Annotated in this window: 8 protein-coding genes and 2 pseudogenes; 6 read left to right on the plus strand and 4 right to left on the minus strand. The window is 67.2% G+C overall.

Features of this window, described 5'->3' with window-relative positions:
• Positions 1 to 603: pseudogene (locus tag ON33_RS25095) on the minus strand (oxygenase MpaB family protein); the annotation flags it as partial.
• A 548-nt stretch (positions 604 to 1,151) separates the two neighbouring features.
• On the opposite strand from ON33_RS25095, the gene ON33_RS25100 reads away from it, so the two are divergent.
• The 3 genes from ON33_RS25100 to ON33_RS44480 all read left to right on the plus strand — a co-directional run bounded on the left by ON33_RS25100 (position 1,152) and on the right by ON33_RS44480 (position 6,034).
• Positions 1,152 to 3,293, plus strand: a complete 2,142-nt coding sequence (locus ON33_RS25100; protein ID WP_169336842.1) for a sensor histidine kinase — start codon at positions 1,152 to 1,154, stop codon at positions 3,291 to 3,293.
• 179 nt (positions 3,294 to 3,472) lie between these two features.
• Positions 3,473 to 5,137, plus strand: coding sequence for an acyl-CoA synthetase (locus ON33_RS25105; RefSeq protein WP_040861546.1), 1,665 nt, complete (start codon positions 3,473 to 3,475; stop codon positions 5,135 to 5,137).
• 720 nt (positions 5,138 to 5,857) lie between these two features.
• Entirely contained in the window at positions 5,858 to 6,034 is a 177-nt protein-coding gene (locus ON33_RS44480) for a DUF4345 family protein (RefSeq protein WP_157184718.1), read from the plus strand.
• A gap of 33 nt (positions 6,035 to 6,067) precedes the next feature.
• Here ON33_RS44480 and ON33_RS25110 read toward each other — a convergent pair whose 3' ends face one another.
• Positions 6,068 to 9,286 (minus strand): protein kinase domain-containing protein, encoded by a 3,219-nt coding sequence (locus tag ON33_RS25110; protein WP_306307524.1) that lies wholly within the window; start codon positions 9,284 to 9,286, stop codon positions 6,068 to 6,070.
• A 579-nt stretch (positions 9,287 to 9,865) separates the two neighbouring features.
• Here ON33_RS25110 and ON33_RS44485 point away from each other — a divergent pair.
• A pseudogene (locus ON33_RS44485) lies at positions 9,866 to 10,183 on the plus strand (transglycosylase SLT domain-containing protein); the annotation flags it as partial.
• A gap of 104 nt (positions 10,184 to 10,287) precedes the next feature.
• On the opposite strand, the gene ON33_RS38555 reads toward ON33_RS44485, so the two are convergent.
• Positions 10,288 to 10,932: a flavodoxin domain-containing protein gene (locus tag ON33_RS38555; protein ID WP_051152768.1), complete on the minus strand. Its 645-nt coding sequence runs from the start codon at positions 10,930 to 10,932 to the stop codon at positions 10,288 to 10,290.
• A 16-nt stretch (positions 10,933 to 10,948) separates the two neighbouring features.
• A complete protein-coding gene (locus ON33_RS25125) occupies positions 10,949 to 11,908 on the minus strand; it encodes a 1-phosphofructokinase family hexose kinase (RefSeq protein WP_218001509.1) in 960 nt (319 codons plus the stop codon).
• A 161-nt stretch (positions 11,909 to 12,069) separates the two neighbouring features.
• Here ON33_RS25125 and ON33_RS38560 point away from each other — a divergent pair, with 161 nt between their 5' ends.
• Both ON33_RS38560 and ON33_RS25135 read left to right on the plus strand, forming a co-directional pair.
• Positions 12,070 to 12,981, plus strand: coding sequence for a universal stress protein (locus ON33_RS38560; RefSeq protein WP_051152770.1), 912 nt, complete (start codon positions 12,070 to 12,072; stop codon positions 12,979 to 12,981).
• Positions 12,978 to 14,525, plus strand: a complete 1,548-nt coding sequence (locus ON33_RS25135; RefSeq protein WP_085996841.1) for a bifunctional aminoglycoside phosphotransferase/ATP-binding protein — start codon at positions 12,978 to 12,980, stop codon at positions 14,523 to 14,525. The genes ON33_RS38560 and ON33_RS25135 overlap by 4 nt, the downstream gene beginning before the upstream one ends.
• The last annotated feature ends 1 nt before the right edge of the window (position 14,526 follow it).

The following is a 14,526-nucleotide window of genomic DNA, read 5'->3' on the forward strand; positions in this document are numbered from 1 at the left end:
ATGAATGATCCGCGTCTTCACACACGTCACGACCATCTCACCACCGGCGCCGTACGCGTTGACCGTGCCGATGTCGTAACCGAACTTCGCGGTCTTGGCGATCCGCTCCTTCAGATGCGACCCACCACGCGAGTAGTACACCGCCAGCGCCTCGTGCGGGATGACCGTGGACATCATGCCGCTGGCGAACGCGTACAGCACACCCAGATACAAGCCCCGCTTCTTGTTGAACTCGAAAGAACTGGCCAGCTTGCCCTGATCGGTCCACGACGGCAACTGCCGCGCCGATTCCATGAAATCGGCCAACCCCTTCGGCAGACCCGCCGGCAACGGCTGATCGTTGTACACCCAGCTCGCCAGCAACCGGTTGACCGCCCCCACATCCTCATGGTCGATCACCTCCGCGAGCACCGCATCAGCCTCGGGGTCATACACCGTCAACGGATCCGCACCACCCCCGGCACCGACCACCGAATCAGCCGGCGACCACTTCCACGGCTCCGCCCGCGCCGTGCGCGCCGTCAACGCCATCGCACCGACCACACCCAACAACCCGCCACCTGTCCGCAAAGCCTCACGCCTGCTGAAACGGTGTGCATCCATGCCGATCAACCTCACAAGTCTGATACAGAGACACATACGTTGTATCTGTGTATCTTGATGAGAGCACACCCGTGACCACCCTCACAACCAGTTGGCATGAATTGCCTGACAACAGGTTCCGTCAGCAGGAAGCGCGGGCCCGGCGTGTGCCGTTGTTCGAGAACGACTTTCGACACGACAGACCGACAAGCGAGACAGAGGACCAACGATGAACCCCTACGCCATCATTCAGAGTTTCCTGAACCAGCTGGACCTTGGTTCCGCGGGCAGCAGCAGCCACACGGCACTGATGAACCCCTACGGTTTCACCGCGGCCTAGGCGTCTTCGTCGGGTCCTCGGAACGCGCACACCGCTGACCCGGCACAGCAGGATCGCGGTGCCCGAGCACGGTGGCCGATGATGTGGCGCGGCGCGAATGTGGCATTCCGGCCAGATTCGCACATGCGTCCTTGGACAGGTTGTCCTATCAGGGACGAGACCTCTGGAGCGAGACTCTCGCGAACCTATCCACGAGTGTCGGCCAGCGGACCGGCGATCGGAATCGGCTGTGACAAAACGGAATTCCTGGTTACCGTCCCGGGAGCGGTTGGCGCACCTGCTGCCGCACGGCACGTTCGGGGTGCGCGACCGAGTGTTGATCATCGTGCTCATACCGAGTCTCACACTGCTGGGCATCGGGGTCGGTGCGGCGGGCTACCTGGTGGTCCACGGTCGGCACACCCGGGATTGGGCGCAATTGGCCAGCGGCACCATCGGTCCCGCCGTGCAGATGGTGAAGTCGTTCCAGGAGGAGCGACGGCTGTCGATCCTGCACTTGTCGGGCGACGCCTCGGCCGACAGCGACCTGATCACCGCCCGCCAAGCCTCCGACGCGGTGCTCGAGGCCGTCCGAGCGCGCGGGCAGGCCGCATCCGAGATGCGCTCGGATATGGCCGGCGATATCCACGGCTTCGACAAGCTGTACTCGCAGCTGCCGGTACTGCGGGCCCGGATCGACCAGCGAATCATCCCCGGGCAGACCGCGATCGCGACCTTCGGTTCGATCATCGACGTCATCCTGACCGCGACGGTCCTGTCCGCACAGGCGGCACCGTCGCCGGATGTGGTGGACGGGCTGTTCAAGAGCATCGATGCGTTGCGGGCATGCGAGTCGCTGTCCCGCGCGAGTGCGTTCGCCTCGACGACCGACCCGATGACCACGGAACGGTTCATCGAATTCGTCACCGCGGTCGGTGAGCAACGCTCGGAAGTCGCCTTCGCCGTGACGACTTTACGGGGTCCGCGACTGGCCCAGCTGCAAGCGATCCTCGACAGTCCCGACTGGCATCGGATCATCGACCGCCAGGACGCGATCATCGGCCGCGGGCCCTCGCCCGACGGGGCGGACAACAAGTCCGGTTCGCGGGCCACGCAAGTGACGACAGCCGAGGACGCCGACGCACAAGCCGCGGCAGCGCAGACGGTGCCGAAGTTGTTGGCGCTGTGGAACGATCAGACCCTCGACGCACAGGCGATCGCGGTGAAGTACGCCGATGACGTCGCCCGAGAGTCGATGCTGGGCGGAGCGGCGGTGCTCGTGACGGCGATCGCCGGATTCGTCGCGGCCATGGCCATGGCCAACCGGCTGATCGGGCGGATGCGCAGGCTGCGCGGGCAGACCCTGAAACTCACCGATACGCATCTGCCGGAGATGATGCGGCGGCTCGAAGCCGGTGAAGCCGTGGACCCGCGGACCTCCGAGGCGAGTCGCCTCGAGTTGGGCACCGACGAGATCGGGCAGGTGGCCGACGCGTTCAACCGCGCCTACGCCGCGGCCGTCGGCGCCGCAGTGGCCGAGGCCAAGATCCGCAGTGGGGTCAGCGCCGTGTTCGTCGATATCGCCCAGCGCAGCCAGGTCATCGTGCACCGCCAACTCGAGGTCCTCGACGCGGCCGAAGCCGAAGAGCAGGATCCCAGACAGCTCGAGCTGCTGTTCCAGCTCGATCACCTGACGACCCGCGCCCGCCGCCACGCCGAGAACCTGATCATCCTGGGCGGCGGCCGCCCGGGCCGGAACTGGAGCAAACCGATTCCGCTGATCGACATCGTGCGCGCCGCCGTCGGGGAGAGCGTGCAATACCGGCGCATCACCGTCGGTCGGCCGCCCGATATCCATGTGGCCGGCGTCGTGGTCGCCGATCTGATCCATGTGCTGGCCGAACTGATGGACAACGCCACGGCGTACTCGCCGCCGGACTCCCGGGTCGAGGTGTCAGGGCAGGTGGTCGGCAAGGGAGCGGTCTTCGAGATCGTCGATCAGGGACTGGGCATACCCGAGGATGAACTCGTCAGACTGAACACCCTGCTGTCGCATTCGCCGGGGTTCGACCTGGACGCCATTGCCGGCGGGGGACGGCTCGGGCTGTTCGTGGTCGCGACATTGGCTGCCCGGCTGGGTGTTTCGGTGCGGTTGTCGGAGTCGGTATTCGGCGGGGTGCGCGCCGTCGTCCTGATCCCATCCTCGCTGCTGACCACCGCCGCCGACGACGCGGCGATGATTCTCCCCGCGAACGGCGCGACAGCCGGTGCACAGGGCGCGCGCGGCATCCGCCGAGGGCACGACTCCCGACCCGAATTCGATCAGGCGACAGGCGATGAGAGCACGGGGAGAAGCAACGGGAGTGCCTCCGACCCGCACATCCTCGGCTGACTACTCGACCGAGTTGTCCTTATGTTATTGATCAATCTTACTTGATGTCTTTCCGATACAACACCGAACATACCGCAATAGTGGCAACATCAGGCTTGACAGGCGCTTCAGGCCCAAGTTATGTGAATGCTTATTCTTGTCTATGCCCAGTCGCGGGCACGGCCGTCCTGGAGGTGTCGATGAAGTCGACGATGAGTTCACTGCTGCGCGCGGGTCGCATGGTCACCGACGGGGTGGCCGCGGTCGATGTGCTCCGCAGACGAGGCATGTTCGACCTCGGCCGACCGTGGGAGATAGTTCGTTCGATGCGTGACGCCGCGTCGGTGGGCCCGTTCGTCACCGTCTTCGCCCACGCGGTACGCCGCGATCGTGACGCCGCGGCCATCGTCGACGAACGCGGAACACTGACCTTCGGCGAGCTGGATGACCAGTCGAACGCACTCGCTCGGGGTCTGAGCAGCTCGGGCTTCGGGCCGGGCAACGTGCTCGCCGTACTGTGCCGCGATCATCGCGGAATGGTGTTGGCGTTGCTGGCGGCCGGGAAGCTCGGCGTGCGGGTTGTCCTGATGAACACCGGATTCGCCAAACCCCAGCTGGCCCAGGTGGCGAAGCGGGAGGGCGTCGAGGCGATCCTGCTCGACAGCGAATTCATCGACCTGCTCGGTGAGATCCCCGCCGACATCCCCAGAATCCTGACCTGGGTAGACCATCTCGATTCCATCGGCGCGACATACACCACCATCGACGCGCTCATCGCCGTCAACTCCGGGTCCGCGCTACCCGGCCCCGACAAGCCCGGCGGGTTGGTGATCCTCACCAGTGGCACCACCGGAACGCCGAAAGGCGCCCCGCGGGACAAGGTCTCGCCACTGCAATCCGCGCAGTTCCTCGATCGGGTGCCACTGCCACGCTCCTCCGCGATGGTCATCGCGGCCCCGTGCTTCCACGGCACCGGCCTGTCGCAGTTGATGCTCGGCTGGGCCTTGAACAACAAGGTGGTGTTCCAGCAGCGCAAGTTCGATCCGGCGCGGGTGCTGGCCGCGGTCGCCGAACATCGTGCGGCCACACTGGTTTTGGTTCCGACGATGCTGCAGCGGATTGTCGATCTCGGCGGTGGCGTCCTCGAACAATTCGACACCTCGCAGCTGCAAGTGATCTTCGCTGCCGGTTCCTCCCTGTCGCCGGACCTCAGCCGTCGCACGGCCGATGCGTTCGGCGACGTCCTGTACAACCTGTATGCCTCGACGGAGGTCGCGGTTGCGGCGGTCGCGACACCGCAGGACATGCGCGCGGCTCCGGGAACCGTGGGCCGGCCACCGGTGGGATGCCGGGTGGCGATCTATGACGAGCGCCGCCGCCGCGTCACCACCCCTGGAGCCGTGGGCACCATATTCGTCTCCAGTGGGCTCAGCTTCGCCGGCTACACCGACGGCAGGCACAAGGAGATCGTGGACGGCATGCTCTCCAGCGGCGATGTCGGGCATTTCGATGCCGAGGGCCGGCTCTTCATCGACGGCCGTGACGACGACATGATCGTCTCCGGCGGCGAGAACGTCTTCCCGCTCGAGGTGGAGAACCTCCTCGTCGGCCGCAGCGACGTGCTCGACGCCGCGGTGGTCGGCGTGGACGATCGAGATTTCGGAAAACGCCTGCGCGCCTTCGTTGTTCCGGCGACCGGCTCCGATCGGGACCCGGAGCAGATCAAGGACCACGTCAGATCGAATCTGGCCCGCCACAAGGTGCCACGTGACGTGATCTTCGTCGACGAACTGCCGCGCAACGCCACCGGCAAGCTGTTGCGGCGCCGACTCGAGGAAACCGATCCGGTCGCGACATCGGACTGAGCGCGCCACTCCCCCGCCGCCTCGACCGGAGCAGCAAGCGCTGAGCGGCAAGCGATTCCACGCGAGCAGCCGCGGCATCACTGGGCGGCACGCACTTGGAGCACGTATCGAGCACGGCGGGGGCCAGGGCGTATCCGGTTCGCAGACCGGCCGCGACCGCCCCCAGCGACAGCCGGTCCGCGCGACTGGGCCGCGGCGCGAACAGTTCGCGCGCACGGTCGTGCTGCACGGCGCGCACGGCGCCACCCGGGAGTGCGCGTACGATCGACATCGCGTCCCGCGGGCGCATCGGCACATCGCCCGGAATGCACCCCGAACGTCCCAGCGCCGGAGCCCGCGCCCCTATGTTACTCGACATTCTAGAGGAATCCAACGATGGAATGCCCCAATTAATCTCTCCTGCTGAATGATTGATCATCCGTTTGTCACATAAGTAAATATCTATACTTCGACTTGGCCGCTCTATTCCTGCTGGAACAGGTGGTCGTAGCCGATCGCGAAGGTGCCGTCGGGGGGTCTATCACCTACGTCCGGCCGAAAGGAGTGGCTCGGGAGACCGGATTCGTCACGGTACGAGCATGACCTACGGATCTACCAATATTCGCGAAGGATGCGATCGCGCGGCGCCCGGATTCACATATTGGGTCGGCACCCGGCGCGTGCCATCCGAGCGGGACAGGACCTCGACCGGCACGCCGGCTTCATCCATCCGCTGATGCTGTGTTCTTCATCGGCGGACTCGTCCGGCTACCGACCGTCGCCTACGTCGGATGGCCACACTGGTTCTACGTCCTCATGATCATCGTGGAAATCGCCGTGCCACTGATCTATTCGCCACTGTTGCGGCGCGCCACCGCCCGCCCGATTCGAGCAGACCTTCGCACGCCGGCTCGATGATCGCTGCCTCTCGACGCACAACCAGTCCGCCCGTCAGCCGGAACTGCCGCCGGAATGTTCTGCGGCCCAAGCCGCGATCTGCGTGCGCGAGGTGAAACCCAATTTGGTCAGGATGTGTTCGACGTGCCCCTGTGCGGTGCGTTGGGAGATCACCAGACGCGTCGCGATGGCTCTGTTCGTCAGGCCCTCCGCGACGAGGTCGGCGACCTGCCGTTCGCGTTTGGTCAACAGCTGCGGCGCAGTCTCGGCGGCGGGGGAAGGCTCGTTGAGCGCGAGTCGTACGGCGCTGTCGAGACTCATCGCGGAACCTTCCTGACGGGCTCGGTCGAAGGCTCGCGCGCCGAGCGCTCGGCGGCTACACCGCATGCACTCCTCCCGGAATGTGAGCAGATCGAAGACCACGAGCGTCGCGGTGCCGGCGAGGCGCCCCAACTTGTCCGCCGCGCCCATCAGGACAGCCGCACGGCGAGCTTCGCCCCGGTCGGCGGCGATCCAGGCCAGCGTCTCCAGGCAACCCGCGGCGACGAGCGGATCGGCCATCAGCGCGGACAGTCGCACGCCCTCCTCCAACAGGCGCTTGGCACGTTCGACGTCGCCGTTGCGCCACACGGCGAAACCCGCCGCGAACAACGCCCACGATCGATAGATCGTTTCGCCGCACGCTGCTGTCATGGCGAGCGTCTTCTCGTGGCAGGCGACGGCCCGGGCCGTATCGCCCCCCAGGGCGTAGGCCCAGCCGAGCGAGAGTTGAGCATCCAACTGCATGCCGAGTTCACCGCACGCCTCGTAGCTGCGGATCGCGTCGGTCAGGCGGGCAACCGCGTCGGACTCACCGACATTGCCGCGGGCGAGCGCCATATTCGCCAAGACGTGGTTGACCAGGGCGCCGACCAGCGGCTCCCCGGTCTGCTCGGCGAAGGCGCAGAGCTCCGCGAACCAGCGGTTCGCGGTCGCCAGGTCGCCGTTCAGACCCGCGATCGTGCCGGCGGCGTAGAGCGCCCTGGCTCGATCCGTGGTCCGGCCGCCGCGCGAATGGCCGAGCACGCGCTCATACCAGCGACGTCCCTCATGGAGTCGCCCGCGCAAGCTCCAGAACAGGTACAGGTTCGTGACCATCCCGAGCCCGCCTTCCTCGGACTCGGACAGGCTGAATTCCATTGCCTTTCGCAGATTCGGCAGCTCCCGCTCCAGCCGGGCAACCCAATCCAGCTGATGCGGACCGATCATATTGGCGTCCGCCTCTCTGACCAGTCGCTCACACCAGTCCCGATGCCGCCAGTGCAGGTCCGGGTACCGGCCGGACTCCTCGGCCTTCTCCCGGCCGAATTCCTGAACGGTCTCGAACATCCGGAAGCGCACCGCCCCCTCGGCTTCCTGCCGGACCAGGATCGATTTGTCCACCAGCGCGGACAACGTATCGAGAACCTGGGACTCGGTCATATCACCGGCGCACACCTGCTCGACCGCGTCGAGTTCGAAGCCGCCGGTGAACACGGACAAGCTGGCCCACAGCCGCTTCTCGTCGGGTGTGCACAGGTCGTAGCTCCAGCTGACGGAATACCACAGCGTCTGCTGCCGCTTCGGCGTTCCCCGGCTACCCCGGGTCAGCAGGGCGTACCGATCTCTCAGCCGGGTCTGGATCTGCTCGACCGACATCGTGCGCAGGCGCGCCGCGGCCAGCTCGATCGCCAACGGCAATCCGTCCAGCCTGACGCAGATCTGGGCAATGCCGCGCTGGTTCGCCTCGGTCAGCTCGAACCCCGGTACCGCCGCGGCCGCGCGTTCGACGAACAGCGCCACCGCATGGGAGTGTGCCAGCGCCCGCTCATTGGCCGAATCGGGAATCCCGAGCGGCTGAATCGGATACACGACTTCCCCGCCGATCCCCAGCGCCTCCCGGCTGGTGGCCAGGATTCGCACGTTCGGACAAGCCCGCAGCAGCGCCTCCGACAGCTTCGCGGCCGCGTCGATCACGTGCTCGCAGTTGTCCAGCACCAGCAGCAGATCATGCGGCGCCAGCGCCTCCACCAGCGTGTCGTGCACGGATATGACACCTTGGCTTCGTATTCCGAACGCCGTTGCCACCACATCGGGCAGTAACGCGCCATCGCGCAGCTCCCCCAACTCGACCAGCCACGCCCCGTTCGTGAATTTCTGCCGCACCTTGTGAGCGACCCGCAGTGCGAGCCTGGACTTTCCGACCCCGCCGATCCCGGTCAGAGTCACCAGACGTGACCCGGGCAGCAGATTGCCGACCTCGGACAGCTGGGTCCGTCGATCGACGAAGCTGGTCAGCTCCAGCGGCAGATTTCCCGTCCCCTCGCGCAATCCGTCGCTGCGGATACGCGGAACTCCTTGCGGCACCGACGGTTCCGAATTCACCGACGATTCGGATTCGGCGCCGGGTTCGCCGCGCACCGCCATGTCGTCGACCGCGAATCCGCGCTCGAGCTGTATTCGGCGCAGTCGCCCGCCGAATTCCGCCGCGGACGGCCGGTCGTGCGGGTCGCGCGACATCGCCGCCTCGATCACCGCGCGTACATCCCAGGCAATACCGATTTCACAGCGCTCGGAATTCGACGGGGCGGTGATGCGCACGAACCGGGCCACCGCCTGCTCGCCACTGCGGCGTGCGAACGCGACGTCGCCGGTGAGAGCACAGAGCAAGGTGGCTCCCAGCCCGTAGACGTCCGAGCCGCGGCCGGGGGCCGCTCCACCGAGCACCTCGGGCGCGGTGAAGGCCGGCGAGCCGGTGCTCGGTTCGGCCGCAGGCTCGAACTCATCGCAGACGTGTGCGAAGCCGAAGTCGGTCAACACCGGCTCGTCGTAGTCGGTGAGCAGTATGTTCGCGGGCCTGACATCGCGATGGAGAACTCCCGCTCGATGCGCGGACTCCAGCGCTCCCGCCATCCGCACCCCGATATGCAGCGTCTCCGCGAGCGACAGCGGACCGTGGTCCCGGAGCCGTTCGCCCAGCGAGCCACGGGAAAAGTACGGCATGACCAGGTAGGGACGGCCGCCGGCCGTCTGACCGACCTCGAGCATGCCGACGATGTTCGGATGCCCGGTGAGACGCCCCAGCACTCGCTGCTCGCGAAAGAACCGTTCCCGGTCCTCCTCCAGGTCGCCGGTGAGAACCTTCACAGCCACGTCGCGGTCGGCGGCAACCTGGATGCACCGATAGACGACTCCGAGACCGCCCCGCCCGATCTCATGGGCGTCTTCGAGCCCGGCAGCGCTCAACTCCGTCACGATATCGGGATCGCCACCACGCTGCGCTTCGAATGAATCACTTTCGGCCATCGGTTACTCGCAAATCGCCAGCAGCGGACACCAGTCAGAATATCTCCACGCGCGTGGTCGGACCATCGCGAAAAATGCTCGCGACCGGCCGTGAGTACCGGCGTCGGGCGAATCCTGCCGAGAACCGGACCGGGCAAGCCCGGGAAATGTAGGTATGCCGGAAATAGGTATGCCGCTGGTGAATCGACCGTCGTGCGGAGGCAACCGCGCGATCGATGCTGTCTTCACTGCCGAGCGCGGTGGATTCTCCCGAATACTCCGCCAGGGCTTCGTTCAGCCCCGCAGGTCGCACCGGGCGACACAGGCTCGGCATCGAAAATCCTGAGGAGGATCTCAATGGCTACCGGACGTCGTCCCCACCACCGGACCGCCCGCCGTCTCGCTGTCTACGCCCTGGCAGCCGCATCATTGTCGATCGTGGCGACCGCTCAGGCTTCGGCACTCGTCCCGGAATCGCCGGCACGGACCATTCCAGCAGCCATGAGCCTTTCCGGCACAAAGATTTCGGCGGACTCCGCCGTGAACAGTTCGGAACTCGACGGCTGGATCCGCCAGGCAATGGTTATCATGGCCGCACAGGGCATTCCGGGCAGCTATGACGCAATCCACCGCAATATCATGCGGGAATCGGGCGGGGATCCCGGCGCGATCAACCTCTACGACTCCAATGCGGCCAAGGGCACCCCGTCCAAAGGGCTGCTCCAGATGATCGATCCGACCTTCCAGGCATACCATGTCGCCGGAACCTCGTGGGACATCTGGGATCCGGTAGCCAACATCACCGCCGCCTGCAACTACGCGGCAGCGCGCTACGGTTCGATGGACAACGTCAACTCGGCGTACTGATCGTCGACGAGCCGGCCCTCGAGGTGCGGGCTGAACAGTCGACTCCGGTCCGGACAACCGCGCAGCGTCGCGCGGTTGTCCGGACCCATTGGGGTGCACGGAGTTCATGCGCCCCATGGTCGTCGCCACGGGAGTTGCTGATCGGCGATGTAGTTGCGGATGGTCGACAGGGCCGCGCCGGCGCGGGAGGTGCCGGTCGGTTCGGCGGTGGATGGATTCGGTTGTGCGGCACGCGCTTTCAGGGCCGTGGCTACGGCGGTGGCCCACGCACTGATGTCGTCCCAGTTCCGCAGATCCGACGGCGGAAGCGTGTGCAGGGGTGAGCCGGGCAGCTTCAGCATCCAGCGGTCCAGTCCACGGAGGCCGGCAGGGTTCCAGCGTCCACCGAACAGTGCCGTGGAGAAGGGCGCGAGCCAGGAGTAGCGGGCGAGCAGTCGGTCCAGCTGGGATCGAACGTCGGATTCGGACTGGTCCGGACCGATCCGGCCGATCGCGAAGACGGCCACGTCGCGGTGCGCGAGCACGGGACCGAAGCGATTCAGGAAGCTGCGGGCCGGACGCGGCCAGCGGCCGTAGTAGAAAGGCGCGCCGAGGATGACGGCGCGGTAGTCGTCGATCGTGCGGAGGTCGTGCATGGCACGGCACTCCACGTCGAGTCCCGATTCCCGCAGCGTGTTCGCGAGATGGTCGGCGATCTCCCGCGTCGCGCCGTAGCGGGTCGCATAGGCGATCAGAATTCGGCCCTTCATGACGTTTTCCTTTGTGTCACTTCGGTATTGCGAGGTGGTCGGGCGAAGTGGGCGGTGGTGCCGGCCGGTGGAACAGTTCGGCCATCCGGGCCGGGAGCCCGGGCCCGGTTCCCGGCGTCATCAGGGCCGCGGTGGCGGCCGCGATGCCCAGACGGACGGCGTCGTCGAGCGGGTAGCCACGGGACAGGCCCACGGTGATGCCGCCTACCTGAGCGTCACCGGCGCCGGTGCCGCTGCGGACCGCGACCTCCGTCGCCGGGAACCACTCGTCGTCCTTCGCGGTCACCGCGAGCGTACCGCTGGAACCCAGTGACACCACCACGATTTCGCTCACTTCACGGGTGATCAGCTCGCGCGCGGCGGCGACTCGTGATTCGCGGTCCGGCAATGGACGGCCGATGTACTCGGTGAGTTCGCGCACGCTCGGCTTGACCAGGTGGATGCCGCGCCGGACGGCGCGTAGCGCGGCCCCCGAGGTGTCCAGAACCAGCGGTACCTGGAGATCGGTGAGCAGGTCGGCGAGGCGCTGGTAGAAGTCCGCCGGAACTCCGGGCGGCAGACTGCCGCTGGCGACCACGTACCGGCAATCCTGTGCCGCCCGTTCGATTTCGGCGAGGCAGCGATGTACTTCGGGGGCTGTCAGCCGGGGACCGGGCAGTACGAAGCGGTACTGTTCGCCGGTGTCGGACGCGGTCACCGCGAAGCACTCGCGAGTGTTGTCGGCGACGCGCACCGGCCGCATGGGGACGCCGGCCCCGCGCACCAGTTCCATCAGCAGCTCGCCCGGTGGCCCACCCGCGGGGAATACCGCGGTCACCGTCTCGTCCAGCGCTGCGATGGTCCGCGCGACATTGATGCCGCCCCCGCCGGGGTCGAATCTCGGTGCCGTGCACCGGGTCTTGTCGGTGGGCCGGACGGACGGGGCCGTGGTGGCGATATCGATCGCCGGATTCATTGTCAATGTCACGATCGACATCGGCCGCCTCCTGTGGGCCCGGTGCTGCTGACGCAGTCGATTTCACGCGCATCCGGTGGCGACCGGTAGGGCATCGGGTAGTCCGGCGGTGGGACCGTGGTCGTCGCCGCAGAGACCGAAGTCCTCTGTTCTGCCGGGACCTCCCGGGCAACCCTGGAGGCATGGACACCAACGCCTGTGCCCCTGACACCGCGGTATGCCCGGACCAGCGGCGACAGCCGGTCATCGTCGGCATCGACGGCTCGCGGGCGGCGGTGCGCGCCGCCGAGTGGGCGGCCGAGGAGGCCGCGGCCCGGCGATCGCCGCTACGGCTGGTCGCGGTGGTGCCGGCGATCGACAAGCCCGCTTTCCGCCCCGGGGGCAGCCGGTACCGCGAGGCCGCTCATGCGCTCGAGGCCGCTCGCGACGCGGTGCTCGCCCGGCATCCGAGTACCGGGGAGGACCCGCTCGACATCGCCGTCGAGGTCCGGCGCGGACAGACCGATCACGTGCTGCGCGACGCGTCCGGCGCGGCCGCGCTGCTGGTGCTCGGATCCACCGGAATCGGATTCTTCTCCCATATGGTGCTGGGCTCCACGGCGCTCACCGTCGCGCGCGAGTCACGCTGCCCGGTCGCCCTGGTGCGTCCGGCGGACGCGCGACGGAGCGGCGTGCTGGTCGTGGTCACCGATTGGCACAGCGCGAAGACTGCCCTGCGAGCGGCGTTCCAGGCCGCGCAGGATCGTGGCACCGACGTCACGGTGGCGCGGGTCTGGCAGGGGCGGCCGTGGTCGGGCATACCGGAGTGGGGAACCGGCGAATCGCTGATCTCCGACGCCCAGATCCGGCGCTGCGCGCAGGACTATCCCGGGGTCGAGTTCCGGCCGGTGACCATCGTGGGCGATGTGGTCACCGCGGTCGAACGGTTCAGCGGGTCGGCTCAGCTCGTCGTCGTCACCCATCGCTCCGACGCGATCACGCCGTCGCGCCTGGGGCACCCGGTCCAGGACCTGGTGCGCCATTCGACCTGCCCGGTGCTGATTCTCCCGGACACACCGGATCCGGCCATTCACACGGAGGTAGCGAACCGATGACCACCGCGACCGAGCACCTGCGCAACGCGATTCTCCCGGACCGGCTTCCGGCGCAGCTGCGGGAGACCCACACCGGCCTGGTCCTGTTGTTCGGTGACCGCGCCTACAAGGTGAAGAAACCCATCGCCACCGACTTCCTCGACTTCGCCACTACTGCGGCCAGAGAACGGGCGCTGCGACGCGAACTCGAATTGAACCGGCGCTGGGCCTCCGATGTCTACCTCGGCCTGGCCCACCTCACCGATCCGCTCGATGGTCCCGCCGAACCCGTATTGATCATGCGACGCATGCCCGAATCGCGTCGGCTGAGCGTACTGGTCACCGGAGGTGAGGTCGGCCGCACCGAACTGTCCGAGCTGGCGACGATCCTCGCGCAATTTCACCGCAATGCCAGCCGCGGCAGCGCCATCGATCAGGCCGGAACGGCCGAGGCGCTGCGGCAGCGCTGGCGAACCCTGTTGCACGGCTCGCCACCCCATCCGCTCACCGAGCTGGAGCCGGCGCTGGTCCACCGCATCGAGGAGCTGGCCACGCGGTTCGTCGACGGCCGGGCGCCACTGTTCGCGCAGCGCATCGAGAACGGCCGCATCCTCGATGGGCACGGCGACCTGCTGACCGAGGACATCTTCGCGCTTGCGGACGGCTTCCGGATCCTGGACTGCCTGGACTTCGACGACTCCCTCCGCGCCGTCGACGGGCTCGACGATGCCGCCTTCCTGGCCATGGATCTGGAATTCCTCGGACGACCGGACCTGGCCGAGGGTTTTCTCGACGATTACCTGGGCGCGAGCCACGATTCGCCACCCGCGGCCCTCCGTCACCACTACATCGCCTACCGGGCGATGGTGCGCGCGAAGACGAACCAGCTCCGCGTCGCGCAGGGCGAGGAGAAGTTCCTCGGCCACACGCGTCGGCACCTGGAACTGGCGGCGCGGCACCTGGAGGCCGGGGCGGTACGATTGGTCCTGGTCGGCGGGCTGCCGGGCACCGGAAAGTCCACTGTCGCAACCCGTCTGGCGGAGGCCACCGGCGCCGAGGTCATCTCGAGCGACACCGTACGCGCGCGGCTGCGGGCCGCGGGCGAGATCACCGGCGAGAGCGGCGTTTTCGACGCGGGGGCCTACGGCTCCGAGGCGAAAGCACTGGTGTACATCCACATGCTGAAACTGGCCCGTGAGCGACTGGCCCTCGGCGCCTCGGTGATACTCGACGCGGCCTGGATCGACGCCGACAAACGTGCCCGCGCAGCCGCGCTCGCAGAACACGCGCAGGCCGAACTGGTCCCGCTGCGCTGCGACTGCCCGCCCGAGACCGCGGCCGGGCGCATCCGCGCGCGCCGGTCGGGCGACTCCGAGGCCACCCCTGATATCGCGCGTTCGCTGGCCGCGACCGCCGACCCGTGGCCGGCCGCAATGGTTCTCGACACGACCGCACCGCTCCACACGACCCTGGCACAGGCGCTGCGCGGATGGAGTGCGATCGGTCCGCGAGCGAGCTCGCTGAACGGGTCCATCCACCGTCTACCCGCGCACCCGCCGCGGTGAC

This window comes from Nocardia niigatensis NBRC 100131 (assembly GCF_000308655.1).
Taxonomy (GTDB): Bacteria; Actinomycetota; Actinomycetes; order Mycobacteriales; family Mycobacteriaceae; genus Nocardia; species Nocardia niigatensis.

Excerpts from the sequence above, each read along its gene's own strand:
- ON33_RS25125 (WP_218001509.1), bottom strand. The coding sequence starts at position 11,908 with ATGTCGATCGTGACATTGACAATGAATCCGGCGATCGATATCGCCACC.
- ON33_RS25105 (WP_040861546.1), top strand. The coding sequence starts at position 3,473 with ATGAAGTCGACGATGAGTTCACTGCTGCGCGCGGGTCGCATGGTCACC.
- ON33_RS38555 (WP_051152768.1), bottom strand. The coding sequence starts at position 10,932 with ATGAAGGGCCGAATTCTGATCGCCTATGCGACCCGCTACGGCGCGACG.
- ON33_RS25135 (WP_085996841.1), top strand. The coding sequence starts at position 12,978 with ATGACCACCGCGACCGAGCACCTGCGCAACGCGATTCTCCCGGACCGG.
- ON33_RS38560 (WP_051152770.1), top strand. The coding sequence starts at position 12,070 with ATGGACACCAACGCCTGTGCCCCTGACACCGCGGTATGCCCGGACCAG.